Genomic DNA, 26,701 nt, shown 5'->3' with positions numbered 1-26,701 from the left:
GTCAACCGTGGCGCGAGCCCGCCCGCACCACAATCACTCAACTACCTCAACGATTCCCCGCGTTCCATCCACGCACAACATTTGCCCATCGCGAAAAACCTGGGTCGCGCATTTAATTTGCAAGACCGCGGGAATGCCGACCTCGCGCGCAATCACCGCGCCGTGCGAAAGCAAGCCGCCTTCTTCCATCACGATCCCCGCCGCGAGACCGAACAACGGCGTCCAATTCGGATTCGTGTACGGCGCGATCAGGATTTCGCCGCGCTGCAAACGATTGCCTTCGCGCGGATCGTGAATGACGCGCGCACGCCCGCACACGCGCCCGCCGCCGCACGGCACACCGGCAAACGAGGTTTGCGCGGCCGCCGTGGTTGCCGTTGGCGCGGTCGTCGGCACATTGATCGTCCACGGCACATCGAAATTGCGATACGCGGCGCGCAATCGTTTGTAACGCGCAATCGAATCATGTAAATGACCGCTGACCGCCGACGGCTGAGCGCGCGATTTTGCGGCGGTCAGCCGGCGGTCGTCGGCGGTCATTTCAAGAATCTGCTCGCGCGTCAATAAAAACACATCATCTGTTTCTGCGATCCATCCACGCACCGCCCAACGTTTGCCCAGTTCTAGAAAGAATCGCCGCGCGAGGTAATGCGCCCGCGCCACGAGTTCGCGCGTCTCTTCGCGCCACCACGCGTAGCGGCGCACAGTCGCGAGTTGCTCGTCAAACGTGAACGCGGCAAGCAAATCGAGCACGCGCGTTTTCGATTTCGGCAGATTGCGCCACACGGCGCGCGCAAATTGCGCGTGCAATTCCTTCGCGCGCTTCTCTTCTTCCTCCCATGCAAAGTGGGGCAGGGAGAAACCCCCACCCTGCCCCTCCCCCGCTTCGCAGGGGAGGGAAGATGCGGGGGTCAGCATCTGCTTCAACACGCGCAGCGGAATCGTTGCATCCTCGTCATAGCGCGGCAACGCGAAATCCTCGTCCACCTCGGCGAGGAAACGAAACCGCGCGATGAAATCTTGGAATTCCGTCCACCACGCGCGCCCAGCGTCGAACGATTGCAAACGCGCCGGCAACTCGTCCATGTTCGATTCGCAAATCGTCTGCGCGACCTGGGCATCCGCACACGCCAGGTGCGCGAGATTCTCCATTTCCGCAATCGGACGCGCGGTGGTGACGTTGCCTAGCCCGGCGAGCAAATTCGCCATCACGATTGGCTCGACCGGGGACGGACGCGCGTGATTCACAATATTAATCATCACGCGCAGATCGTCTTGCGCCTGCGTCGAAAGAAACGTGATCATCATCGCAATGCGTTGTGTGCGCCAGTGGAGATCGAGCATCTTCTGAATCCACGCGGTCAGCATCTCATCCGAAATGTGCGCGAGATCAACCGCGATAAATTCGCGTTCCTCTATTTCGAATTGCTTTTGGAATTGTTGTGCCTCTTTCCAAAATTTCTTGTACTGCTCGTCCAATTTCATCAATACGGGCAAGCCACGCACAATCGTCGCGAGGTTGAACGGCGTGACGCGTCCATCGCCGGCGTAACTCGGCGTGATGCCGACCGTCTCGTCGAACGCGCGCTCGTTGAAACCAGGCAAACGCGCGACGTATTCTTTCACGATGTCGAACCGCCAGAATGCGCGCCCGAATATCAAGCGTCCCTCCGTCGCCGGGGCATCGCGCGGACTCATCCGAATCGTATGCAAAAATTCCGCGAGCGCGCGCGGGTAATCGTGCTGGAGCGACACCGACGCGGACAACGGCGACACAAATCCAGGCATCACCTCGCGGAAATTCGCGCTCGTCCATTGCCCGTACTCGGCGGTGAAATGGATCGCGGTGAGCGGACGCGCCTGCAAAATGTAAAACTCGTCTTGCCACCACGCCCACTCGATATCTTGCGGCGCGCCATAATGCGTTTGCACGCGCATTCCCAGGTCGGCAAGTGCGAGCGCCTGCGCGTCCGCGAGGGACGGCGCGTTGCGTTTCTCGCGCGGCGTTTCCGCGTAGGCGTCGCGCGTGCCGGCATTGCTAGGAACGATCATTACGCTCTTGTCCGCGATGTCGCGCACGAGAATTATTTCGTCGCTCCAGTTGACGACGAAATGATCTGGGGTCACGTGCCCCGATACAATCGCCTCGCCCAAGCCCCAGGACGATTCGATCGTCATGCGGTCTTCGCGCCCGGTGAGCGGATCGAGCGTGAACATCACTCCGCTTACCTCGGACGGAATTTGCATTTGCACGACGACGCCCATTGCCGAGTCGAACCAGGACAAGTTCGCGCGATGGCGATACGCGAGCGCGCGTTCATTCCATAACGATGCCCAACACGCTTTCACCGCGTCGAGAATTTGATCTGCGCGTTGATTCAGCAACGTATCGTGTTGTCCGGCGAACGACGCGACGGCAGAATCTTCGGCAAGCGCGGAGGAGCGAACGGCAAATGGCGAATGGCGGATAGCGGATGACGGATGGCAGATGGCAAATAGCGCGATGGCGCTCGAAATCGCATCTGCAATCTCAGAAGGTATGGGTTGAGCGCGGAGGCGCGTTTGGAATTGCGTGATCTCTGATTTGAGTTCGGGGGAATCCCAGCGCGGGCGCGCGAGGAGAGATTCGATTTCGCGCTGCAAGCCATTCGACGCGATGAACGCGCGGTATGCGTCGGTCGTGATGACAAAACCCGGCGGCACGCGCACACCGACGCGCATCAATTCGCCAAGCCGCCATGCTTTACCGCCCACGCGCGGCGCGTCGTCAGCCGTAATCGCATCGAGAGACAAAATGAAACCGGACATCTCATTCCTCGTCAAAAAGTAGGGGCGACCCTTGTAGTCGCCCGCGTGGTCGCCCGCACTGAACCATAACGCCCGCAACAAGGGCAGGGACAAGCCCTGCCCCTAGTCCACCACGAACGTACCAATCTGCGCCAAGGCATCGGCGATGTACAATTTGAGCGTGTACGTCCCAGGATCGAGCTGGTTGTCATTGAACAGACTCAGCCACCAATCTTTTTCATTTTGCGCCGCATCCCAGATTTTCGCGCCGCCCACATTTTCCAAACGCGTATCATTGCGAGACCATTCCCACTTCCACGCGGTACCCTTGGACATACGCACGACATCGAAAAACGCCCACACTCTTTTGATGCCCCGATTGAAATTCTCGGTCGGACGGTGCGCGTTGACCGGTTTGTCGTCTTGGCTATTCTCCGCGAACCGAATCGCGCCAAACCCTGGCGCGTTCAGTGCGCGCGGGTTGATCGTGAATCTATTTTTCTGAACGACCTGGTCGTCCACGAGCAAATGGATTTCATAGTTGCCGACATCCAATCCATTCGCCTGCCACACATTCGTCCACGCCAAGCCGGGTTCAATATCCCAGCCACGCGCGGCGAGGTCGGGGCGCGGCTTGTCATTGACGTACCACACGCTACGCCAGCGCGATCCTGGGAACGCGCGATCCACTTGCGCGAGCGCGTACACCATAGTCACGCCTTCGGAAAATTGCGTGAACGTTTCAGTCGCGCGTACATTGGGCGCATCGCCAAACACGCCCGGCGCGAACGTAATCGCGCCGAAGGGATTGACCACCGCGACGGTCGGCGATGGCAGCGGTTCGCTCGTCGCGACCGCGCCGCGCGAACTCATCCACGCCGGTGTCTCGGTTGCGAACGGGGTTGGCGATGGTGTCGGCGTCACGGTCGGTATGTCCAGCCAACGCATCGCTTGACATGCCGCAAGCATAACGCCTAGCGATAACCCCGCGACAAGTCGGAGAACGATTCGAGTCCGCACACATCCCCCGTCGCGATTACTTGCCGGCGAGATTCGCGCACGCATCGTCGAGCGCGCGCAACACGAGCGCGGTGTCTTCTGCGCCGATGATGAGCGGTGGCATGATGATGAGCGTGCTTTCGCGCGCGCCGGCATAATTCGCGAGTACGCCGCGTTGCGCGAGCGCGAGCGTGAGCGCGGGTCCGAGCAGTGCATCGGTCAACTCGATGCCGATCATCAAGCCGCGTTGGCGCACCTCCGCGATGAGCGCGGGATAGCGCGCCTGCATCGTCGCGAGTCCGTCCGCGAATTGTTGCACCCGCGCGTTTACGTTATCGAGAAAACCGGGCGCGGTGATTTGATCGAGCATCGTGGACGCGGCGACGCATCCCAGCTCCGCGCCGCCGTACGACGACAAGTGAAAGAACGGCTCGTCGGCAAAATGCGCGTCAATGTGTGGGCGATACATCGCCGCGCTGATCGGATAGATCGCGGCGGAGAGTCCTTTGCCGAGCACCATAAAATCGGGAACGACATTCCACTCGGAGAGCGCCCACAATTTACCGGTGCGACCCAGCCCGGCTTGCACTTCGTCGAGAATCAACTGCGCGCCGAACTTGTCGCACAACGCGCGCGCACGCGGATAATAATCGGGCGGCGGAATCAGAATGCCGCCAGTGACTGGGATCGTTTCAAAGATGACTGCGGCGGTCGTTTCGTTCACCGCGCGTTCGAGCGCGTCGCCATCGCCAAATGGTACGGATCGAAAACCTGGCATCATCGGACCGAACTTGGCTTGGAACTGCGCGGTCGTCGCGGAGAGCGCAAAGCCGGTGTGACCGTGATAACCCTCGGTCGCATAGATCACGCCCGGGCGACCGGTGTACGCGCGCGCAAGTTTGATCGCGACGTCAATCGCTTCGCCGCCGCCGGGCGTAAACGTCGAGTAACGTAAATCGCCCGGCGCGAGCGCGGCGAGTTTTTTCGCGAGCCGCGCGCGCCATTCGCTCAACAACAAATGATCGCCGATGTCGAGATCGTCGAGCGCGAGTTTCAGCGCATCAATGATCGCGCGCGGGCGATGACCCAGGTTGAACACGCCGCCGCTCGAACGGCAATTGATGAACGCGTGTCCCTCGCGGTCGTACATTCGCACACCTTCGCGCTTGCCGGGAATGAGCGGTAATCCAATCGAGCGAAAGAAATTCGTCCTGCCAGATGACACGTACGTTTCGTAATCGCGCAAAATCGTTTCAGTGGTTAAAGCAGACAATCGCAACTCCTGAGTTTAGAAATTGGCGCGCTAGCCGCGCTTTGACGCTATTTGCGATTCGACTAAAATACAAAACAAACCTATCAAGGAGAAAGCATGCTCAAACTGATTGCGCGTCTCATGATGCTCGCGCTCACCCTGTTCGTCGTTGGATGCGAAGCCGCACCTACAGCCGTGCCGCCGCCGCCAACGCGACCGCTCCGCACGCTCGTGCCAACGGCGACCAACGTACCGACGGCATCACCCACGCTGTTGCCCACCGTCACCCCAACCGCCGCGCCGACGAACACACCCACCATCGCGCCGACGAACACGCTGACGCCAACCGTCGCGCCGACGAACGCACCCGCGCCGACGCGCACCGTCGTCGTTGCGCCCGGCTTGTATGTTTCGGATGTGCGCGTGCAACCCAGCCCCGCGCCGCGCGGCGAAGACCTGACTTTTTACGCGACGTTTGTCAACGCGACGAACGCGACGCAGACTTATCGCTGGCTCGTGTACATTTTCAAGAGCGATAACCGTACCAAATCCATCGCCGAAACGACGCGCACCGAAACGAGCATTCCCGTCAGCGCGAGCGAACAAAAAAGTCTGGGTTCGTGGAAATTGGGTGTTGGCGGTCCGTGCGAAGATTTCGTGATTCGCGTGGGCTTTTTCGACCAGGACAATAAATCGGTCAACTTTATGAAACCGGATGGACAGCTCTTTGAAAAAGAATTGCGCGTTTGCCCGGCATCCGAAATCCCAACACCGCTCCCGCCAACCGCAACGCGCACGCCAGTCGGTCCCACACCGACGCCCGTGATTCCGCCCGGCTTGTACGTCGTGAACCTGGACATTTCGCCCGACCCCGCGCCGCACCAGACCGACCTGAGTTTCACGGTGACGTTCGCGAACATCACGGGCAGGTTGCAGAATTTCAAGTGGCTCGTGTTCATCTACAAGAGCGATAATCCCACACGCTCGTACAGCGAAACGACGGCGGTGACGACGAGCATCCCTATCGCCGCGACCGATCACAAGTCGCTCGGATATTGGAAACTCGGCGCGACCGGCAATCAATGCGATCCCTTTGTTGCGCGCGTCGCGTTCTTCGATCAGGAAAACAAGACGGTGTTCTTTACCTCGCCAGACGGCAAGGTTTTTGAAAAGCCGTTCTCGGTGTGCAACTAGAACCATTGGGGGCGACGCATGCGTCGCCCCGACTTTTTATGCGAACAACCGGTCAATCGCCTCCGCAAGTTGCGCGAGGTTCCCCACTTCGTGCACCGCATCGCACACCGGCGCGTACGTGTGCATGTCGCTGTCGCCCGTGCCCCACAGCCGCGGATGTTCTGGGTTGAACCAGATCACGCGGCGCGCGCGCTTTTTGATTTCGGTCAACGCGTCGGGGCGCGGGTTGAGATAGTTGTTGCGCCCGTCGCCGAGCACGATCACCGTCGTGCGATGATCCACCGTCGTGAGAAATTCCTTGCAGAAATGCACGAGCGAAAAACCCAGGTTCGTGTTGTAATAGCCGGGCGGGTTATTGTCGAGCACGCGTTGCACCGCAGTTTCGGGACGCCGTTGCGCGAATTCCGCGCTCACGTCTACGATGTCGTCAATGAACACGAAACTACGCGTGCTGCTGATTTGATCCTGCAAGTCGTACACCAACTTGAGCAGAAACTCGACGACGGGACGCACCGAGGTGGACACGTCGCAAATCAAAATCAACCTGGGTTTGAGATGACGCCGTTTGTGCTTGAGTTCGATTGGCACGCTGGCATAGCGCAGGTTCGCGCGAATCGTGCGCTTGGCGTCGAGCGTGCCGCGTTTGCCGCGCCGTTGACGCAACGCCGCGCGTGAGCGCAAGCGCGCGGCAAGTCGTCGCACCTGGTTACGCAGTTCCGCCATTTCGCGTTCGCTCAACGCGCCGAACGGTTTCTGCATCAGATCGGGACCGCGAAAAGGTTTCCGCTCCTGTGGCTCCTTCGCCGCATTCTGCGCGATCTGCGCGCCGACGTACTGCTCGAATTGTTCTTCGAGTCGTTCGAGATTCTCCATCGCCATTTGTCCGAGACGCTGCATCGTCTCGCGGCTCATCCCCATCGCTTCGAGTTTCTCGATCAACTGCCGCATCAAGTCTTTGAACTCTTCGTCCATGCCGAGTTGACGCAACATGCGCCGCGTGAGCCATTGTTGTTGGTACGGATGGCGCGCGAGCGGCACACCGGCTTGATTGCCCAGTCGCTCCATTTCTTCGCGCGTCGGGTTTTGCCCTTCGAGCAAATAGCGCATCATTTGACGCAACTTGTCATTGTCGCCAAGCAAATCGCGCAACGCGTCTTTCAAATTTTCCATATCGCCCGGCGCTAACTCTTTGTTGGGGTCGAGCATCGGCGGACCGCCGCTGCCAAAGTACAATGGGAACAGGCGTTCGAACGCCGGCGTGTCGGACGCATCCTTGACGAGCGTCGTCCGCAACGCCGAGCGAAACAAGTCGCGCTCTTGAATGCCGAGATGTTCTATCGCGCGGAACGCATCCGCGCTTTCCGCGATGCTCACGCGCACGCCCGCCGCGCGCAAGCCCGCGATGAACTCTACAATTCGTTGATCCACGTTTCCACCATTTCAGATTTCAAATTTCAGATTCTAGATTTCAAAATCCGCCGAGAGGCAAATCTGAAATCATAAATCTGAAATCTGAAATTATTTGCGTGCCGGACGAATCCGCCGCACGTCGCTCGCGCCGCGATCCTCGTCGTCGTCTTCGTCGCGCACATTGAACTCGCCGACGATGCGCTGCGCGCGTTGGATGTCGTGCTCGTGCTTGAGCAGAACGCTCAACGTCGTTTCGAGTACTTTGGGATCGAGCGATTTCGAGTTGAGCATGACGAGCGCGCGCGCCCAGTCAATCGTCTCGCTCACGCTCGGATGTTTTTTGAGATCGAGTTTCCGTAAGCGTTGCACCAACTCGACCGCTTGTTGCGCGAGTTGCGGCGCGAGATCGGGCACCTTGAGCTTGACGATCCGCAATTCCGATTCGCTCGTCGGATAGTCCACAAAGAGATAGAGACAACGACGCTTGAGCGCCTCGGACAGTTCGCGCGTATTGTTGCTCGTGAGAATGACGAACGGCATGTGCTTGGCTTTGAGCGTCCCCAACTCTGGGACGCTGATTTGGAAATCGCTCAACACTTCGAGCAAGAACGCTTCAAATTCCGCGTCGGCGCGATCAATTTCGTCAATCAGCAACGCCACGGGTTTCTCGGAGAGAATCGCGCGCAAGAGTGGGCGCGGCAACAAGAAACGCGTCGAAAAGAACACGTCTTCTTCCGCCGCGAGTTTGTCGGCGGCTTGCGCTAACGTGTGCGTATCACGCAACACATCTTGCAGTTTGTCGCGCAAGAGTTGCGTGTACAACATCTGCTTGGCGTACTCCCACTCGTACAGCGCCTTGGTCTCGTCGAGACCTTCGTAGCATTGCAAGCGAATCAGTTCGCGTTGCGCCATTGCCGCCCACGCCTTGCCCAATTCGGTCTTGCCCACGCCGGCAGGACCTTCGACCAACACCGGCTTGCCCAATTTTTCCGCGAGAAAAATCACGGTCGCGATTTCATCCGTCGCGATGTACTGTTGTCCCGCCAGCGCGGTTTTAACTTCACTGATATTGTTGAACATGCAACTCCTTTTCAATCTTTACGCACGATTGCGCCATGCAGACTCGTAACAAAAACCGCTTTAGATTCCGACCCACCCTTTACTGATCCGCGCGACCTCGCGCTCGAAAAATCTCTTCACCCGATTCCACTGAACGGGTTGAAACATTCGCGGCATTGGGTCTGCCTCCGCATCGGCAAAGTACACCAATGCGCGCGCGGCTTGGAGCGCGAAATCCCGGACGTTCGGAAACTTTTCCGCGCTATGTTGGAATAACTCATCCAACGAGATTTGTTGAGCGATGAAAAACAAATCCACAAAATCGCGCTTGCGCCCGCGCCCAATGATCGCCGCCATTTTCATCAAGCCGATGTCAAGCATCGCAGCGATTCGCACATTGCCCTCAACAATCGGAGGCGCAATGAACGGATATGGATAACGGAAGAAACTCATCGGCACATTCTCAAAACGCAAGAGCAACGTGCCATCATTCTGGCTTTGGATTTCCACTTTTCCTTCTGCTTCCAGATCAGTGATCACAATCTGCCGCCAATCGTCCAAAACGGCGTTGGTCGGCGAGAAAAAATCAAAATCCACCGAACTGCGATGTCCCAGTTGTAACGCAAGCGCCGTTCCGCCGGCGAGAAAAAAATCTTTGATCCGCGGAGAGTCACGCAAGACGGCAAACAATTCTTTGGCTGTGGGCGTCAACACACGGCGTTTGAGCTTTGACATTTCAACGTCCCCACAACACAGCGCGTAGGTCTTGAAACGGCGCATGCCGGAAACGACGGACGTTCAAAACCAGCCGCCAATAGTTGAACGCGCGTTTCGACAAACGACGCGCACCGACCTCGCGCACAAAGTTTTGGATACGTTCAGGCGAGTAATACTGAAAAAGCCACTGTAATTCCTGGCGTGTCCCGTGTTCCAACGCGCGTTCAATAATGATGGTCGCATCTCGACGCGCATCCAGATCGCGCAGGCGATACTCTGGAAACGCGGGCGCAAGTGTACCCGGGATTGGGTTGGTTTTTGCTCTGCTTCTTACTTTTAGTCGCTGGCTTTTCACTTGCCCACCGTCACCGCGATGCCCAGGTGATCCGACGCCGTACTTTTCGGAATCATCAAATCGCTCAACTTCAGGTCGGGTGAGAACCAAATGTAATCAATGCGTTCGTACGGCTTGACCGAATTAAAGGTGAATCCATCGCCGTTCCCAATCGCCGCGAACGCGTCCTTCAACCCCGCCTCGCGCAACATTGCGATTTCCTTTGACTCGGGTCGCGCGTTCAAATCGCCGACCATCACAACGCGCGGACGTTGATTCCACACGCGCACAATTTCTGGCGATTGTTGTTGGCGAATCGCGGTGTCCTTTTCGACATGATGATAATGCGTCGCGATGAACAACAATTCGTCGCCGTTGCCCGCGTCAATCCGCGCCCACATCACGCCGCGCTTGAGTGGTAAATCGCGCGGCGGCAATGGTTCGCTTCCCCACGCCTTGATCGGATAGCGCGAAAGAATCGCGTTGCCCCACACGCGGTCTGCCGTTGGCGCGAAAATGTACGGCATCTTCAAACGTCGCGACAACCATGCAAGTGTGTCCACCGAACTGTCCACGACCCAGCCGCGCGCGATCTCTTGCAAGCCGACGACATCCGGCTTGCCTTGCTCAATCGTCCGCGCGATGGATTCGAGGTCCAAGCGTCCGTCCGTGTTGAAACCATTGTGAATGTTGTACGTCATCACGCGCACCGGAAATCCATTCCCAGTTTCCGGCGCGGGCGTGCGCCAACCGATCGCCATCCCAATGGGCACGAGCACAAGCACAAACGCAATCGTTGCCGACGTCCAACTCTCAGCAGCGGGATACAGTGGCATCGTCCGCATCGCGATAATCGCGCCGACGCCGACCAGCATCACCGCGAACGGTGGCAGCCAGGTATTCGGAAACGGCAAGCGCATTTCATAACTGATGTAATACGCGAACATCAACACGACAAAAATCACCCAGCCGATCCCGTTTGCGATGACGCTCGGCGTGAATTCGCCCACCGACGATTTCGCGCTCAACCCGGCAAAGATCAACGTAACGAGCGGAAACAAAAGCAAGTTGCCGAACAAGTACAACAAATCGGACGTACCGGGTTGCGGATCGGGGCGCGATGCCAGGATCGCGACAAAGCCCGTTGCCACGACCACCGCGAACATCGTCGAGCGTTCCGGGATGATGGGCAAGAGCGCGGCGGCGAGACCGATCGCGTTGGCGACGACGAGAAACGCAAACGCCATCGGCGGCGCAAAACCGGTCAGCGTCGTCACGCGCGCGAGGTTTTGCAAAATGACGAGCGAAACAAAAATGAATGGACCGATCGCGACGAGCGGCGCATCGCGCCACGCGCTCGCGTAATCTTCCGGCGCGCCCACCGCGCGCAAACGCCGCAACAGCGCCCACTGCGCGGCGACGAGCAACGCAACGAACACCAACGCGACCCAGTCCGTTTGCCAACTCAAATCGAGCGTGCCGAGCGCGCCGTGAATCGTCGTGTCGAGCGCGACGCCGAGCAAAAAGCCGCGACCGAATCGGCGAATCGCGTCGCCGCCTTCCGCGCGCATCTGGGCGAGATACACCGGAAAGAAAAACATGAACAGAATCGTTCCCACCACAGCATACAACAAATCGGACGCGGGGTTGATGGATAGTTGTTCGGCAAGCCGCGCGATGCCGACGCCGCTCGTCGCGACGATCAATGCACGCGCGTGTCCCAATCGGCGACGAAACGCGCCGGCGAGAAATGACGCGCCGAAAACCGCCAGCGCGAGCAGACCGAGCAGAACATACGACAACTCAACCGAATCGCCCAGATACCACAAGAAGGAGGGCATCAACACGCGCAACAGTTGCAAGCCAAAGGTGGTCGTCAATGCCGGCAATGCCAGCGCCAGAAATGTTTCCTTGTGCCAGAGTCGTAAGAGCATCAATGCTTCCTTGGTGAATGAGTTGAGAGCAGGTCGAGCAATCCGTCCGGATAAAGCGGCGCGCGTCTCTCACGAAAAAACCGGAGAGATTTCCACATCGCCTTGACGGCAATCGCGCCGTTTTCCATCACGTCGAATTGCTCGCACGCGTACAACGAACGATCGGCAAATTCGGCTTCGTACAACAACACGACTTCATGCCCGCGTTGTCCATCATAAACGAAGATATTTTCGAGCGTCGCGCGATAACTCACCTGGGTAATGTCCGCGCCGATTTCTTCGCGCAGTTCGCGCACGACGGCGACTTCGCCGCGTTCGCCAAATTCGATGCCACCACCGAGCGGGCGATAAAACGTTTGATGCTTGGTCGGGTCGGTCGCTTCGAAAACCAGAATCTCATCGCCGCGCCGCAGAATGCACAACGCGAGCGGACGGAGCGCGCTCGTCAATGAACCTTGGATGCGTTCGCGCAAGCGCGCCGCAAGCGCGACCATTTCGGCATCGGGTATGTTGAGGTAGCCATTGCGCCAGCCCAGTGAAGGGAGTTGTTGTTCGTCGTACGGCACGCCCGGCGGAAGCGGCGCGACGTGCCAATGCACATGGCGATTGCCCTGCTGACTGCCGAGCGACAAGAGGTACATGCGTTCAGCATTCGTTTCGACGCGCACCGCTTCGGAGACGCAATGCACCACGCGTTGCAAGTTGAGATACTCTTGCATCGTGAAATCGCCGGTCACGTGTTCGCGATGTTGGCGCGGCGCAACAATCGTGTATCCGTACAGCGTAGGATATTTGTTGAGAAAAACGATCGCGCTGGCATCTTGAAAAACGATATGATTGCTGGCGAGTCTGCCCGCGACCATTTCGCAGATAAAGCACGGGCTGGTTTGCACGCGTTGGTTGTACGCGCGTTGATCGAACGGTACACGTTGAAATACGTTCATGTGGTCTCTGCCAGTTGCTCGCGAAACTGGGTGTTGTACAATCGCGCGTACAAGCCATTCAACGCGAGCAGTTCCGCGTGCGTGCCTTGTTCCACGATGCGTCCATCATCCACGACGAGAATCACATCCGCCGCGAGAATCGTCGAGAGCCGGTGTGCGATGACGACGCTCGTGCGACCTTGCATCAACGGCTTGAGCGCGTCCTGGATCAGCCGCTCGGACTCAGAATCCAAACTCGAAGTCGCTTCGTCCAACACGAGAATGCGCGGATCTTTGAGAATCACGCGCGCAATCGCGAGCCGTTGCTTTTCGCCGCCGCTCAAACGATAGCCGCGCTCGCCGACAATCGTTTCGTACCCCTGCGGCAATTTCGCGATGAATTCGCGAATGTTCGCCGCGTGTGCCGCGTGTTCGATTTGATCCTGGGTCGCGTCCGGCTTGGCAAAAAGCAAATTCGCGCGCATCGTATCATGAAATAGATACGTCTCTTGCGTCACGGTTCCGATTTGTCGCGCGAGCGATTGCAGCGTCACCTCGCGCAAATCGTATCCATCAATCAGCACGCGCCCTTCGGTTGGATCGTACAAACGCGGGATGAGGTACGTGATCGTCGTCTTGCCCGCGCCGCTCGGACCGACGAGCGCAACGAGTTGCCCTGGCTTGATTTCAAAATTCACGTCGCGCAACGCATAGCGGCGCGTCGGAACAAGCGTGGGGAGAAAAGCATCGGAATCGCGACCATTTGAATTCGTAATTCGTAATTCGTTATTCGGATTTTGAATATCCGATTTTGCGCTCTCGTCCGTCGGATCAGCCAAATAAGAGAAACTAACACCCTCGAACCGAATCTCGCCGCGCACGCGCGTCAGTTCGACCGCGTTCGGCGCGTCCGCGATCTCGACCGGCAGGTCGAGCATCTCGAACACGCGCTCGAACGACACCATCGAGGTCGCAAAGTCAACCCGCGCGTTGACGAGCGCGACCACGGGTCCGTACAACTGGGCGAGGTACGCCGCGAACGCGACAATCGTGCCGACGGTGAATTCTCCTTGCAAGACCATGATCCCGCCCAGCCACCACACCGCCGCCGTGCCGAACGCCGCGACCAAGCTCATCCCCATAAAGAACCAGCGTCCGACGATTGCCTGACGCACACCGATATCGCGCACCTCGTCAGCGCGTTCGGCAAAGACCGCCACTTGATCGCGCTGACGACCGAACAATTTGACGAGCAATGCGCCGCTGACGTTCAACGTCTCGTTCATGATCGCGTTCATCTTGGAATTGAGATCGAGTTGTTGATTGATGATCTCGCGTAAAATGCGCGCGACGCGACGCGAGGGCAAAATAAAAATCGGCAGCGCGATCAACGCGAGCACGGTGAGCCGCCACTCGAGCGAGAAAATAATGACGAGTGTGGCGGTGGCTTGAAACGCGCTCGTGACAATCGAAAGCAACGTGTTCGTGACGGCGCGCTGCGCGCCGATGACATCGTTGTTCAAACGCGACATCAGTTCGCCCGTTTTCGTGTTCGTGAAAAAACGGAGCGACATCTTTTGCATGTGCGCGTACAACGACTTGCGTAAATCGGCGATGATGCCTTCGCCGACTTGCGCGGTGAGCCACCGTTGCCCCGTCGTGATCAGTCCATCGAGCAGCGGCACCGCGATCATCGCGAACGCCAACACGTTGAGACGCGTGAAATCTTTTTGCGGCAAGGCGCGGTCAATCATCTCGCGGAACAAGAGCGGTGGCATCAAACCCAGGACAGACGAAGCGAGAATCGCGAGGAGCGCGAGGAAAATTTTGAACGCGTAGGGGCGCGCATACGCCGCCACACGTCGCATGAGGTCGGGTGTGGTGCGCGGTTTCTGCGCTTCGTCCGCGCGGACGAATGCCCACCAACTTGCGCCTGCCGCACCGGGTCCATGAAACATCGTGCAGCATTCTACCACTAGACGCGGCGTGGCGTCAACCGCAAAAAAGCGGGACGCGGATAAACGCGGATTAGTTGTACCTACTCAGCCCACATGGTCATTTCGACCGAAGGGAGAAAGCGCTTCATTATGCGGAGTGAGATTTCTCGTCGCACACTTGCCCTGGCGGGAACGCAAGTGCCAGGGAACGGCGCTCCTCGAAATGACACCGGAGGTGAACGATCAATTTGCATTTTGATCCGCGCGCATCCGCGTTCATCCGCGTCCAATTACTCCGCGCGGGATTGGAAGAAACGGTTGTACGCGTCGAGCGCGCGCGCCAGCTCACGCTCGTCAAAGTCGGGCCAGTACGTCGGCGTGGAGTAGAAGACGCCGCGCGCCGATTGCCAGGGGAAAAAATTCGAGAGACGCTGATCGCCGCCGGTGCGAATCACCAAGTCCATGTCGCCGAGACCGGCGGTATACAGATAGCGGTCGAACACGTCTTCCGTTAGCGCGTCCGGCGCGATGCGCTCGCGCAAGATTTGTTGGGTCGCGCGCAAAATCTCCCTCCGTCCGCCATAGTTGAACGCGACGTTCAACGTGTACGCGCGATTCTCGCGCGTCGCCGCGACGGCGCGCGTGACTTTATCCGCGAGCACCGCCGGGATGCCATCGAGCGAGCCACTGTGAATGAGCCGCACACCCTCGCGCCGAAAATTCTCGGTCTCGCGATCAATCACTTGAGCAAGCAATTCGAAAAATCCTTCGATCTCTGCGCGCGGGCGACCCCAGTTTTCGGTCGAGAAAACGTAGAGTGTAACGACACGAATCCCTTGGCGCGCGCACGCGTCGAGCGCGCGGCGCACGTTGAGCGTGCCAAAGCGATGTCCCTCGTGACGTGACAAGCCGTGCGCCTGCGCCCAACGTCCGTTGCCATCCATCATAATTCCAATGTGACGCGGCAAAAATTCAAACGCAGAGGACTCGTCAACCGTCTTGGGTAACTTCATCAATCGCTCTTTCAACATCTATCTCTTCCAACGTTAGATCCGCGCTCAAATAAATAAAAAACTCGCGATTGCCGTCCGCGCCCTCGATGGGCGACGAGCAAATGCCGCGCACGCGCAACGCTTCGCGCTGCGCGCATTGCGCGACTTGCGCGAGGACGGTGCGATGCACGCGCGCATCGCGCACGATGCCGCCCCGCCCCACCTGTTCGCGCCCGGCTTCGAACTGCGGCTTGACGAGCGCGACGATTTCGCCGTGCGGGGACAATCCGCGTTTGACGGTCGGCAACAACAACGCGAGCGAAATGAACGACGCGTCCATCGTCGCGAGGTCAATCGGTTCCGGCAGCGCGTCGAGGTATCGCGCATTCACGCGATCCATTACGACGACGCGCGCGTCGGTTCGAATCTTCCACGCGAGTTGACCGTACCCCACATCAATCGCGTACACGCGCGCCGCGCCGCGTTGAAGCAAGCAATCGGTGAATCCGCCGGTGGATGCGCCAATATCCGCGCACGTTTTATCGCGCGGATCAACCCGGAAATCGTCCAACGCGCCAGCGAGTTTCAGTCCACCGCGACTGACGTACGGCAGCGGCGCGCGCACTGCAATCGCCGCATCGTCCGGCACCGGTTTACCGGCTTGCGTGACGACTTGCCCGTTCACCGTCACCTCGCCGGCGAGAATCAACGCCTGTGCACGTTGGCGCGTCTCCGCCAGGGCGCGTTCGACCAACAAAACATCCAACCGCTTTTTCGGCACAACGCAAAGATAAGCCGAACAAGGGAAAATGTCAAATGATTTAAGATTTCTGATTTTGGATTTCTGATTTGGGAAATCCGAAATCAGAAATCAGAAATCAGAAATCAGAAATCAGGAATGGGTTTTGACTTTGCCGCGTTTCCGGGTATCATAGCCGCAACGGGAGGGCTGGGTGACAATCAACTTACTCAAGACGATGCGTCCGCGTCAGTGGACCAAAAACCTGCTCGTGTATTTGCCGTTCGTGTTCACGCTCAAGCAGTACTGGCAACCGTTCACGCCCAAGATGTACGAATTGCTGGCGGTCGCGACATCCGCGTTCGTGCTATTTTGCATCTTGTCCGGCGCGGTCTATATCATTAACGATCTCACCGACATTGAAAAAGATCGCCGTCATCCGCGCAAACGATTTCGTCCGCTCGCGTCCGGCACATTCAAAAAATCACACGCGATTGCCGCACTCGTCGTGATCCTCGTCATCGTCGTGCCGCTGTCGTTTTTGCTCAATGTCTGGTTCGGCGTCATCGCGGTCGTCTACCTGGCAAACAACTTGCTCTATTCGTACGTGCTCAAGAACCAGGTCATCCTCGACGTGTTGAGCGTGTCCGGCGGATTCGTGTTGCGCGCGGTTGCCGGCGCGGCGGCGATCCAAGTGCCCGCATCGCATTGGTTGTTCGTGTGCACCGCGCTCCTCTCGCTGTTCATCAGTTTTGGCAAACGCCGCCACGAATTACTCCTCCTCGAAAACGATGCGACGAATCATCGCGCCGTATTGAAAGAGTATTCGCGCGAATTGCTCGACGAAATGATCGCGGTCACGACCGCGTCATTCGTGATGGCGTACTCGCTCTACACGTTTTCGGCGGAGAACTTGCCGCCGAATCGCGCGATGATGCTGACGATTCCCTTCGCACTGTACATCGTGTTTCGCTTGCTGTATCTCGTCCACGTGAAAAAAGAAGGCGGCAGTCCGGAGGAAATGGTTCTGCGCGACAAGCCGCTCTTCGTCGCGCTCGTGTCCTGGGGGCTAGTGTCGCTCGGGATCCTGTACGTGTTTGGACGGGTATAGGACAAGACCAGACTCCCGGTTAACCGCGAGGCAAAATGACTCCCGAAGAACAAGCGCGATTACAAATTGATCGAATGCTCGTTGCCGCCGGGTGGACGATTCAAGACCTGCGCGATTTGAACCTGGGTGCATCGCTCGGCGTAGCGGTGCGCGAGTTTCCGCTCAAGACCGGCGAAGCGGATTATTTGCTGTTCGTGAATCGTCAAGCAGTTGGCGTGGTCGAAGCCAAGCCGGAAGGCGACACGCTGAGCGGCGTCCACGAGCAAACCACCAAGTATTCGGTTGGCGTCCCAGCCAATCTTCCTCACGTGCAACTGCCTCTGCCATTTGGATACGAAAGCACCGGTGTAGAAACTCTATTCACCGATCTGCGTGATCCAGACCCGCGCCAGCGCCGCGTGTTTTCTTTTCATCGCCCCGAAACTTTGCGTGAGTGGATCGCCCAGGGCGACACACTCCGGAAGCGTCTGCGCTATATGCCCTCGCTTGCAACGAATGGTTTACGCGATTGCCAGGTCGAAGCGATCACAAATCTCGAAAAATCGTTTGCCGAAGCGCGACCCCGTGCGCTGATTCAAATGGCGACCGGCAGCGGCAAGACGTTTACCGCAGTCAGTTTCATCTATCGCCTCATCAAGTTTGCAAATGCCAAGCGTGTGCTGTTCCTTGTGGACCGCAACAACTTAGGACGCCAAACCTTCCGCGAATTTCAGCAATACATCACGCCGGATGATGGACGCAAATTCACCGAACTCTACAATGTCCAGCACCTTACCTCGAACGCGCTCGATCCGGTCAATCGCGTGTGCATCGCGACGATTCAACGCGTGTACTCGATGTTGCGCGGCGAAGAACTCGACGCCGAACTCGAAGAGCAATCGCTTTTCGATATCGCGCCCGAAAGCGAACGACCGAAAGAGGTTGTCTACAGTCCGCAAATTCCCATTGAGACATTTGACATCATCATCACCGACGAATGTCATCGCTCGATCTATAATCTCTGGCGTCAAGTGCTCGACTACTTTGATGCGTTTCTCATCGGCTTGACCGCGACGCCCTCGAAACAGACGATTGGCTTTTTCAATCAGAATCTCGTGATGGAGTACAGCCACGAGCGCGCCGTCGCGGATGGCGTGAACGTCGGCTTTGATGTGTATCGCATCAAGACGCAAATCACGGAACGCGGAAGCCAGGTGGATGCTGGCTTTTACGTGGACAGGCGCGACAAGTTGACGCGGCGAATGCGCTGGGAAAAACTCGACGAGCAATTGGCGTACACGCCGAATCAATTGGACCGCGATGTCGTCGCCGTGGATCAAATCCGCACGGTGATCCGCACGTTCAAAGAAAAATTGCCGACCGAAATTTTCCCGGGTCGCACCGAAGTGCCCAAGACACTGATCTTTGCCAAGGACGATTCGCACGCCGAAGATATTGTGCACATCGTGCGCGAGGTGTTTGGCAAGGGCAATGACTTTGCCAAGAAAATTACTTACAAGACGACAGGCGAAAGACCCGAAGACCTAATCGCGAGTTTTCGCAATTCCTACAATCCGCGCATCGCGGTGACGGTGGATATGATTTCGACCGGCACAGACATCAAGCCGCTCGAATGTTTGTTGTTTATGCGCGGTGTGGACTCGGCGGTGTACTTTGAGCAGATGAAGGGACGCGGCACGCGCACGATCTCGCCAACCGATTTGAACGCGGTGACGCCGGGCGATGTGCTCAAAACACATTTCATCATCGTGGATGCGGTGGGCGTTTGTGAAAACGACAAGACGGATTCGCGTCCGCTCGAACGCAAGCGCACTGTGCCATTCGAGAAATTGGTGCAACAAGTCGCGCTTGGCATTCGCGATGAGGACACGCTCTCGTCGCTTGCGGGGCGACTCGCGCGGCTGGATCGCGAAATCGGCGAGAAGGATCAGCAAGCGATTGTTTCTGTCATTGCGAGCCTCGAAGAGGCGAAGCAATCCCCAACCAGCGCGGAGATTGCTTCCCAAAGGCTCGCAATGACATCGCCCCTACGCACCATCGTCAATCGTTTGCTCGATGCGGTGGACGCGGACAAGCAAATCGGAACGGCGTGTGCGATGTTTGCGACGGCGACGCCGACCGACGCGCAAATTCAATCGGCGACAGAGCAATTGACGAACGAGGCGTGCGCGGTATTCGACAATCCGAAATTCCGCAACACGATCATCGCTATAAAACAGCGCAATGAGCAAGTGATTGATACGGTGAGCCAGGACACGATCATCACGGCGGGATTCGATGCGGCGGCACGGGAACGCGCGCAGAAAACGGTTGCGACGTTCAAGCAATTCATCGAAGCGAACAAGGACGAACTGACCGCGTTGCAAATTCTCTACAACTTGCCGTACGCGCGGCGACAGTTGACGTATGCCGAGATCACGCAACTGGCGGATGCGATTCAAGCGCCGCCGTACCGCTTGACGCCCGATGCGTTGTGGCAAGCGTACGAACAATTGGAACGCGCGCGCGTGCGCGGCGCGGGCACGCAAAAAATCTTGACGAACCTGGTTTCGCTCGTGCGTTTTGCGATTGGCGCGAACGAGGTGCTGGAACCCTTTTCCGCGACGGTGGAGCGGCGGTTTGCGGAATGGCTCGCGCAAGCGGGACGCGCGTTCACGCCCGAACAGCGCGAATGGCTCGTGATGATCAAAGATCATATTACGACGACGGTGGAGATTGGCTGGGATGATTTTGAATTGACGCCGTTCAGCGACAAGGGCGGGCGCGTGAAAGCATACAATTTGTTTGGGCAGGGATTGGATAACTTGATGCAAGAATTGAACACGGTGTTGGTAGCGTAGGAGAATCTCACGCAAAGGCGCAAAGAACGCGAAGGAAAAGACATTGGTAAATTCTTTGCGAACTTTGCGTCTTGGCGAGAGAAATATATTGGATGGTGTGATGGACGAGCGAAACGTTTTGCCGCAATTGCCAAAGGGCTGGGTATGGACACGATTGGGCGACATTGTGGATGGCGTGGAAAAAACCGATCCACATACAGCGCCCGAAATCGAATTTGATTATTTGGATATTGCTTCAATTGACAATACCCAGCAAAAGGTAACAAGCCCCAAAAGATATTTCGGCATAGATGCTCCTTCCAGAGCGCGACAGGTAGTCAAGTCGGGTGACATTATTTTTTCAACGGTGCGAACCTATCTCAAGAATATTGCTTCAGTGCCATCAGTTTATGACGGACAAATTGCATCAACGGGTTTTTGTGTTATCCGACCGTCGGATGGAATTAACAACACGCTGATTTTTCTTTTAACGCAGACAGATGGATTTCTAAATCCGCTGAATGAATTACAAAGAGGTACCAGTTATCCTGCGGTCAGGGATTCGGATGTCTTCGCACAGTTTGTTCCCCTCGCCCCTCTCCCTGAACAGCATCGCATCGTCGCCAAGATCGAAGAACTCTTCTCCGACCTGGATGCGGGCGTCGCCGCGTTGCGGAAAACGCAAGCGGAGTTGAAACGTTATCGCCAAGCCGTGCTCAAAGCGGCAGTGGAAGGCAAACTCACGGCGGAATGGCGCGCGGCGAACGCGGGCAAGGTTGAGTCGGCGGAAAAGTTGTTGGAGCGGATTCGCGCCGAGCGTGTGGTAGGGGCGGACGGCCGTCCGCCCCAACGAAACGCATCGCTGGATGCAAGCACGGTGCCAGCGTTGCCGGAGGGGTGGGTGTGGGCGAACGTCGACCAATTGGCTTTTGTTGGAACAGGCGGTACCCCACTTCGGAGCAAAACAGCATATTACCAAAATGGAAAAATTCCCTGGGTGACAAGTGGTGCGTTGAACAATCTATTCGTGGACAAAGCAGATGAATTTATAACGGAACTTGCACTCAAAGAATCGAAAACAAAAATTTTCCCTCGCGGTAGTTTACTCGTTGCCTTGTATGGTGAAGGAAAAACGCGTGGCAAAGTCTCAGAACTTAGAATTGATGCCGCGACAAATCAAGCATGTGCCGCATTAGTCTTTGATGGTATTGCATTGAACTGCAAACCTTATGTGAAAATCTTTTTTCAAAAGAACTACGAAGATATTAGACGGTTATCATCTGGCGGTGTTCAGCCAAATTTGAATCTAACGCTTATTAAACAAACAAGGTTTCCCTTGCCGCCTCTCGCCGAGCAACAGCAAATCGTCGCCGAAGTCGAACGGCGACTCTCAGTTGCGGATGCGGTAGAAAAAACAGTGGACGCATCGCTCAAGCAAGCCGAGCGTTTGCGGCAAAGCATTTTGAAACGCGCGTTCGCCGGCAAGTTGGTTCCGCAAGACCCCAGCGATGAACCGGCGGAGAGGTTGTTGGAGAGGATAAGGGCGGAGAGAGAAAAGAACGACGGGGCAAGAGGGCAAGACAAAAAGCGGAAACGAAATGAGAATCAGGACAAGTAAAGCCCACATAGGGAGGCACAATGTCACAAGACACAAATTGGCACGAATTAGAAGAGTGCTATCAAGAGGCTGGGTTAGTCCTAGCCTTGGGTGCCGGAGTATCAGTCGGGTGCAACCTGCCAACGTGGATACAATTATTGTACCGACTCAGTAATCGGAACTTGGGTGCGGAAGGCGAAGCACTCTGTAAAAAGCTAATGGCAAGCGGGTATAGCTTTCCAGCCATTGCAAGTATTTTGGAGGCGAAAACTCCTTCTGGGACAGAATTCTCCGAACTGATTCGCGGGGAATTGTACAGAGATTTTCCTTACTTTCCTGAGGGAATCACCAAAGAAAACCGTGAGGATTTTATTGATTTCGTCCAAAAGAACAATACAACAATGGCGGCTGTCGCAAGGTTGTGTGTCCGAAAAGGCGATAGTAAATCTGGCTATACTTGCAATCCATATATCCGTGCCATTGTGAACTTTAATTTGGACGGCGTACTGCAGTCGTATACACGAGAACGCTATAAAGCACGGATACTGAGAACTATTGAGCGCCCATCAGCCGGCTCAAAGCAGGGACGCATTAATGTTTATCACATGCACGGTTACTTCAGGTTTGACAAAAAGTATTTTCGGAATCTCCAAAAGGAAGCACCAGACGTCCGCGTTTTCACAGAACAAGAGTACTTTGATTTCTTTAACCGTCCGAATAGCTTGTTTAACTACACGTTTCTCTATCTCTTGCGTGAGTGGAGTTGTCTGTTTATCGGAATGTCTATGATAGATGAAAATATTCGCAGGCTCCTCCATTACTCCAAGACGGAGCGGGAGCAGAGTGATGCTAGAGAAGGTAGAACTGAAGACAAAGCCGAGCGCAGAAGTATCCGACATTTTGCAATACTGCCTAAATCATCCAATGAGATTGATTACCTGACGGAGACTTCTCTTGAGCGGTTGGGTACTCGTGTACTTTGGATAACAGACTTTAAAGAAATCCCTGATCGTTTGGCGCATTTGTATCATTCAACCAGCGACGGATGACCAACGCCCTTGAAAGGGCGGCACGTTCGCATCTAAAGGATTTAAAGATAACTTTATGGCAAACGAATCTTCGGCAATCGTTCAACGACTCTGGAATTACTGCAACGTCCTGCGCGATGATGGCGTCAGTTACGGCGATTATGTCGAGCAACTCACGTACCTGCTCTTTCTCAAAATGGCGGACGAACAAACCAAGCCGCCGTTCAATCGCCCGTCCAGCATCCCGCACGATTTGGACTGGGACAGTCTCGCCGGCAAAGATGGCGATGCGCTCGAAGTGCATTACCGCCACATTCTCGATTCGCTCGGCAAACAAGGCGGAATGCTCGGCGTCATCTTTCGCAAATCGCAAAACAAAATTCAAGACCCCGCGAAATTGCGCCGTCTCATCGAACTCATCAACGGCGAAACGTGGATGGGCTTGGACATTGATGTGAAAGGCGACATTTACGAAGGGCTGTTGCAGAAGAACGCGGAAGACATCAAGAGCGGTGCGGGACAATACTTTACGCCGCGCGAACTCATCAAGGCGATGGTCGCGGTTGTGCGTCCGCAACCTGGGAAGACGATTGGCGATCCCGCGTGCGGCACCGGCGGATTCTTTCTCGTCGCGCACGATTTCATCGCAAAAAATTTTTCACTCGACCGAGGACAAAAACAATTTCTCCAAGCCAATATGTTCAAGGGCTGGGAGATTGTGGACAGCGCGGCGCGGTTGTGCGTGATGAACCTGTACCTGCACGGCATCGGCGGCGACACAAGTCCAATTGTCGTCGGCGATTCGCTCGCATCCGACCCCGGCGACCGCTTTGATTACATCCTGACGAATCCACCGTTCGGCAAAAAGAGTAGCGTCACCATCGTCAATACCGATGGCAAAGCGGAAAAGGAAACACTCACGTACGAACGCACCGATTTCTGGGCGACAACCTCGAACAAGCAACTCAATTTTCTCCAGCACGTTCGCACGCTGTTAAAGATCAATGGGCAAGCCGCAATCGTCGTGCCGGACAATGTGTTGTTTGAAGGCGGTGCCGGCGAAACGATTCGCCGCGAACTGCTCAAGCAATGCGACGTGCACACGCTCTTGCGCTTGCCGACTGGCATCTTTTACGCACAAGGTGTCAAAGCGAATGTGCTCTTTTTCGACCGCAAGCCGGCAAGCGAAACACCGTGGACGCAGAAACTGTGGATTTACGATCTGCGAACGAATTCGCATTTCACGCTCAAGACCAACACGCTTCGCTTTGATGACCTGAAAGATTTTATCGAACGCTACAACCCAGCCAATCGTCACGAGCGCACCGAAACCGAACGCTTTCGTGCATTCGCGTACGAGGAATTGATTGCGCGCGACAAGGCATCGCTCGACATCTTTTGGTTGAAAGACGATTCGCTCGAAGATTCCGACAACCTGCCCGATCCTGATGTGCTGGCAAAAGACATTGTAGAAAATCTCGAAGCGGCGCTCGAACAATTCAACAGCATCACGATGGAGCTGGGAGAATAGACCGTAGAACCAAAACAGTGCGGCACACACATGAGTGCGCCGCACTGTTCTTGTATCTCGAAATAATCGAACTCTACTGAAATCCCCCGCTCGTCGAAGCCGCACCGCGTGTCTCCGCGATTTTCGCTTCGTACCCGCTCGCGTGATACGCAACAATCGGATCGGTCGGCACATCCAGTTCGGCGCGCACCTGCTCCAACAACGGACGCACGTCCACGCGAAACGCATCCGTGAGCAGTTGGTGCGCTAAAAGCACCGCGCCTTGCCGCTGCAATTCTGCCAACTGCGCGCGCGGAACCATCAACGCTTTCGCGTACGCTTCCTGACAATTCAGTACCGAGTACAACATCGGCGCGAGTTTGCCTTCGATAGAGTGCGACTGGTCAATCATGTACGCGACGCGTTGCGCGGTCGTGCGCGCCGGTTCGTCGCGCGACTCCGCCGCGCTGGCGAGTTCGTTGTAGATCAAGAATAGTTCGTACGGATTGACCGAGCCGACGATCAAATCGTCGTCTGCGTACTTGCGGTTGTTAAAATGAAAGCCGCCCAGTTTGCCCTCGTCAAGCAAGAATGCGACGATCTGTTCGATGTTCGTGCCCGACGGATGATGTCCCAGGTCTACCAACACCTGGGCTTGCTCCCCTAGCTTCAAACTCAACGCGTACGACGTGCCCCAATCCGGAATATCGGTGCTGTAAAACGCCGGCTCGAAAAATTTGTACTCGATCAACATCCGCGCGTCGCGCGGCAAATGCGGATACACGCGGCGCAAATTTTCCTCAAAGCGATGTTTGCGCGCGCGTAAATCGTCCTGCCCGGCATAGTTCGTGCCGTCGGCAAACCATAGACTGAGCGCGTCGCTGTTCACCGCTTGCATGATCTCGCAACATTCGAGAATGTGGTCGAGCGCCTTGCGTTGCACCGCGGCGTCGGGATGACCGAGCGAACCCAGTTTGTACTCGTCATCCTGGAACACGTTCGGATTGATCGCGCCAATGCGGATGCCAAGCGACTGGGCATATTGCGTCATCGCTTTATAGTCGCCGTCTGCCGGTTTATCCCAGGGAATGTGCAACGCGACCGTCGGCGCGATGCCGGTCAATTTGTGGACTAGCGCGGCATCCTCCAGTTTTTGTTGCGTCGTCGCCGCCGCGCCGCGCCACGCGAACGCCTTGAAGCGGGTGCCGCTGTTCGCAAAACCCCACGATGGCGTTTCGATGTGTTGCTGCTTGAGTAGTTCTTTGACGTGCGCGAGATCAATGCCGCTCTGCGCGGCGCGTTCCGCGAGCAAATCGTACGCGAGTTGGGTAGGCATCTTGCTTCTCCTTCGAAAGTTATAACTTGACGCAATGTGCAACTGGTTTGTCATTTCGAGCGCAGCGAGAAATCTCTCATCTCTGACAAGAGCGAGATTTCTCGTCGCAAAACCCGCTCCTCGAAATGACATTTTGAAAGTGGTACATTAGGTATAACTTTGGGTTGCTAGGCGATCATCACATCCACACCACGCGCGCGCAATGCGCTGATGATTTTCGCCGGCGCGCTTTGATCGGTGATCACGCGTTGCACGCGCTCAAGCGGCGCGAACGACGCGAGCGCGACGACGCCAAACTTGGTCGCGTCGAGCACGGCGATCACTTCCTGGCATCGCTCCACCATCGCTTTTTTGACGTTGATTTCTTGCAAGTTCGCGTCGGTCAATCCTTGCTCGATGCTGATGCCCCGCGCGCCAAAGAAACCCTTGGTCGCGTTCATCTTGGTCAACGCATCCCCCACCATCGTGCCGATCAACGAGTCCGCCGTTGCGCGCACCTGTCCGCCGGTCAGAATCGTGGTATAGTCCGGGCGGCTAGCCAATTCGAGTGCGGTGTGAATGCCGTTGGTGATGATCGTCAGGTCGCGCAAATCCTGGCGGCGCATCAACGCGCGTGCGACGTGCAACGCCGTCGTACTCGCGTCAAGAATGATCGAGTCGCGCGAATGCGCCAGACTCGCCGCGAGATCGCCGATGCGTTGTTTTTCTTCGGCGTCGAGACGCGTGCGCGCGGCGAACGTAAACTCGCGATTCCCGCGGTCGGTCGAGAGCGCGCCACCGCGCGTGCGCACAAGCAAGCCCGCGAGCGCCAAGCGATTCAAATCCTGGCGCACGGTCACTTGCGAGGTTCGCAACAGTTTGCTCAGTTCCGCCACCGACGCGCTCTGTTTTTTTTGGACGAGTTCCAGAATGCGGTCGCGCCGTGTTGCCGACATCATGTTTCACCACCTGAGCGTATTATACATTTCTGTCATAAATTGTCAATCTACTTTCGATTTATTTCGATTATTGACAAAATCAAAA

The 26,701-nt window shown here is 56.6% G+C and carries 19 protein-coding genes; 6 read left to right on the top strand and 13 right to left on the bottom strand.

What is annotated here, in order from left to right:
- Nucleotides 1-33: 33 nt before the first annotated feature.
- The 3 genes from HY868_25195 to HY868_25185 form a co-directional block, all read right to left on the bottom strand.
- Complete coding sequence (locus tag HY868_25195) at nucleotides 34-2,808, bottom strand: hypothetical protein (GenBank protein MBI5305450.1); 2,775 nt, start codon at nucleotides 2,806-2,808, stop codon at nucleotides 34-36.
- 102 nt (nucleotides 2,809-2,910) lie between these two features.
- Entirely contained in the window at nucleotides 2,911-3,807 is an 897-nt protein-coding gene (locus HY868_25190) for a hypothetical protein (protein MBI5305449.1), read from the bottom strand.
- Between the two features lie 16 nt (nucleotides 3,808-3,823).
- On the bottom strand, nucleotides 3,824-5,059 hold the full coding sequence (locus tag HY868_25185; protein ID MBI5305448.1) for an aspartate aminotransferase family protein: 1,236 nt from the start codon (nucleotides 5,057-5,059) through the stop codon (nucleotides 3,824-3,826).
- A 96-nt stretch (nucleotides 5,060-5,155) separates the two neighbouring features.
- Between HY868_25185 and HY868_25180 the strand changes: the two genes are divergently transcribed.
- A complete protein-coding gene (locus HY868_25180) occupies nucleotides 5,156-6,232 on the top strand; it encodes a hypothetical protein (GenBank protein MBI5305447.1) in 1,077 nt (358 codons plus the stop codon).
- A 36-nt stretch (nucleotides 6,233-6,268) separates the two neighbouring features.
- Here the strand turns inward: HY868_25180 and HY868_25175 are convergent, their stop codons facing one another.
- The 8 genes from HY868_25175 to HY868_25140 all read right to left on the bottom strand — a co-directional run bounded on the left by HY868_25175 (nucleotide 6,269) and on the right by HY868_25140 (nucleotide 16,319).
- Entirely contained in the window at nucleotides 6,269-7,660 is a 1,392-nt protein-coding gene (locus HY868_25175; GenBank protein MBI5305446.1) for a VWA domain-containing protein, read from the bottom strand.
- 90 nt (nucleotides 7,661-7,750) lie between these two features.
- Nucleotides 7,751-8,722, bottom strand: a complete 972-nt coding sequence (locus tag HY868_25170) for a MoxR family ATPase (protein MBI5305445.1) — start codon at nucleotides 8,720-8,722, stop codon at nucleotides 7,751-7,753.
- Between the two features lie 60 nt (nucleotides 8,723-8,782).
- The gene (locus tag HY868_25165) at nucleotides 8,783-9,436 is read right to left on the bottom strand and encodes a nucleotidyl transferase AbiEii/AbiGii toxin family protein (GenBank protein MBI5305444.1); all 654 of its coding nucleotides are present in this window, start codon (nucleotides 9,434-9,436) and stop codon (nucleotides 8,783-8,785) included.
- A gap of 333 nt (nucleotides 9,437-9,769) precedes the next feature.
- Nucleotides 9,770-11,686 carry an endonuclease/exonuclease/phosphatase family protein gene (locus HY868_25160; protein MBI5305443.1) on the bottom strand — a complete coding sequence of 639 codons (1,917 nt, stop codon included), beginning with the start codon at nucleotides 11,684-11,686 and terminating at the stop codon, nucleotides 9,770-9,772.
- A complete protein-coding gene (locus tag HY868_25155) occupies nucleotides 11,686-12,180 on the bottom strand; it encodes an NUDIX domain-containing protein (GenBank protein MBI5305442.1) in 495 nt (164 codons plus the stop codon). The genes HY868_25160 and HY868_25155 overlap by 1 nt, the downstream gene beginning before the upstream one ends.
- A gap of 446 nt (nucleotides 12,181-12,626) precedes the next feature.
- Nucleotides 12,627-14,477 carry an ABC transporter ATP-binding protein gene (locus HY868_25150; GenBank protein MBI5305441.1) on the bottom strand — a complete coding sequence of 617 codons (1,851 nt, stop codon included), beginning with the start codon at nucleotides 14,475-14,477 and terminating at the stop codon, nucleotides 12,627-12,629.
- Nucleotides 14,478-14,836: 359 nt separating this feature from the next.
- The gene (uppS, locus tag HY868_25145) at nucleotides 14,837-15,559 is read right to left on the bottom strand and encodes a di-trans,poly-cis-decaprenylcistransferase (protein MBI5305440.1); all 723 of its coding nucleotides are present in this window, start codon (nucleotides 15,557-15,559) and stop codon (nucleotides 14,837-14,839) included.
- On the bottom strand, nucleotides 15,537-16,319 hold the full coding sequence (locus tag HY868_25140) for a TlyA family RNA methyltransferase (GenBank protein MBI5305439.1): 783 nt from the start codon (nucleotides 16,317-16,319) through the stop codon (nucleotides 15,537-15,539). Before HY868_25140 ends, uppS begins: the two co-directional genes overlap by 23 nt.
- Before the next feature lie 172 nt (nucleotides 16,320-16,491).
- Between HY868_25140 and HY868_25135 the strand changes: the two genes are divergently transcribed.
- The 5 genes from HY868_25135 (at nucleotide 16,492) to HY868_25115 (ending at nucleotide 24,363) form a co-directional block, all read left to right on the top strand.
- The gene (locus HY868_25135; GenBank protein ID MBI5305438.1) at nucleotides 16,492-17,388 is read left to right on the top strand and encodes a decaprenyl-phosphate phosphoribosyltransferase; all 897 of its coding nucleotides are present in this window, start codon (nucleotides 16,492-16,494) and stop codon (nucleotides 17,386-17,388) included.
- A gap of 35 nt (nucleotides 17,389-17,423) precedes the next feature.
- On the top strand, nucleotides 17,424-20,228 hold the full coding sequence (locus HY868_25130) for a DEAD/DEAH box helicase family protein (protein ID MBI5305437.1): 2,805 nt from the start codon (nucleotides 17,424-17,426) through the stop codon (nucleotides 20,226-20,228).
- Nucleotides 20,229-20,328: 100 nt separating this feature from the next.
- Nucleotides 20,329-21,825 (top strand): restriction endonuclease subunit S, encoded by a 1,497-nt coding sequence (locus tag HY868_25125; protein MBI5305436.1) that lies wholly within the window; start codon nucleotides 20,329-20,331, stop codon nucleotides 21,823-21,825.
- A gap of 20 nt (nucleotides 21,826-21,845) precedes the next feature.
- Complete coding sequence (locus HY868_25120; GenBank protein ID MBI5305435.1) at nucleotides 21,846-22,853, top strand: SIR2 family protein; 1,008 nt, start codon at nucleotides 21,846-21,848, stop codon at nucleotides 22,851-22,853.
- Nucleotides 22,854-22,908: 55 nt separating this feature from the next.
- On the top strand, nucleotides 22,909-24,363 hold the full coding sequence (locus HY868_25115) for an SAM-dependent DNA methyltransferase (GenBank protein ID MBI5305434.1): 1,455 nt from the start codon (nucleotides 22,909-22,911) through the stop codon (nucleotides 24,361-24,363).
- 73 nt (nucleotides 24,364-24,436) lie between these two features.
- On the opposite strand, the gene rhaI is transcribed toward HY868_25115, so the two are convergent.
- Both rhaI and HY868_25105 read right to left on the bottom strand, forming a co-directional pair.
- Nucleotides 24,437-25,678 carry an L-rhamnose isomerase gene (rhaI, locus tag HY868_25110; protein ID MBI5305433.1) on the bottom strand — a complete coding sequence of 414 codons (1,242 nt, stop codon included), beginning with the start codon at nucleotides 25,676-25,678 and terminating at the stop codon, nucleotides 24,437-24,439.
- Nucleotides 25,679-25,845: 167 nt separating this feature from the next.
- Nucleotides 25,846-26,616, bottom strand: a complete 771-nt coding sequence (locus tag HY868_25105; GenBank protein ID MBI5305432.1) for a DeoR/GlpR transcriptional regulator — start codon at nucleotides 26,614-26,616, stop codon at nucleotides 25,846-25,848.
- Between the last annotated feature and the right edge of the window lie 85 nt (nucleotides 26,617-26,701).

The sequence above is a fragment of the Chloroflexota bacterium genome (genome assembly GCA_016219275.1).
GTDB lineage: Bacteria > Chloroflexota > Anaerolineae > UBA4142 > UBA4142 > JACRBM01.
This window is presented reverse-complemented; position numbering and strand designations above follow the sequence as displayed.

Bases quoted from the DNA above. Each gene is read 5' to 3' on its own strand.
- HY868_25195 (MBI5305450.1), bottom strand. From the start codon at position 2,808: ATGTCCGGTTTCATTTTGTCTCTCGATGCGATTACGGCTGACGACGCG.
- HY868_25180 (MBI5305447.1), top strand. From the start codon at position 5,156: ATGCTCAAACTGATTGCGCGTCTCATGATGCTCGCGCTCACCCTGTTC.
- HY868_25170 (MBI5305445.1), bottom strand. From the start codon at position 8,722: ATGTTCAACAATATCAGTGAAGTTAAAACCGCGCTGGCGGGACAACAG.
- HY868_25165 (MBI5305444.1), bottom strand. From the start codon at position 9,436: ATGTCAAAGCTCAAACGCCGTGTGTTGACGCCCACAGCCAAAGAATTG.
- HY868_25160 (MBI5305443.1), bottom strand. From the start codon at position 11,686: ATGCTCTTACGACTCTGGCACAAGGAAACATTTCTGGCGCTGGCATTG.
- HY868_25155 (MBI5305442.1), bottom strand. From the start codon at position 12,180: ATGGTCGCGCTTGCGGCGCGCTTGCGCGAACGCATCCAAGGTTCATTG.
- HY868_25150 (MBI5305441.1), bottom strand. From the start codon at position 14,477: ATGCGACGTGTGGCGGCGTATGCGCGCCCCTACGCGTTCAAAATTTTC.
- uppS (MBI5305440.1), bottom strand. From the start codon at position 15,559: ATGAAGTTACCCAAGACGGTTGACGAGTCCTCTGCGTTTGAATTTTTG.
- HY868_25130 (MBI5305437.1), top strand. From the start codon at position 17,424: ATGACTCCCGAAGAACAAGCGCGATTACAAATTGATCGAATGCTCGTT.
- HY868_25125 (MBI5305436.1), top strand. From the start codon at position 20,329: ATGGACGAGCGAAACGTTTTGCCGCAATTGCCAAAGGGCTGGGTATGG.
- HY868_25120 (MBI5305435.1), top strand. From the start codon at position 21,846: ATGTCACAAGACACAAATTGGCACGAATTAGAAGAGTGCTATCAAGAG.
- HY868_25115 (MBI5305434.1), top strand. From the start codon at position 22,909: ATGGCAAACGAATCTTCGGCAATCGTTCAACGACTCTGGAATTACTGC.
- rhaI (MBI5305433.1), bottom strand. From the start codon at position 25,678: ATGCCTACCCAACTCGCGTACGATTTGCTCGCGGAACGCGCCGCGCAG.
- HY868_25105 (MBI5305432.1), bottom strand. From the start codon at position 26,616: ATGATGTCGGCAACACGGCGCGACCGCATTCTGGAACTCGTCCAAAAA.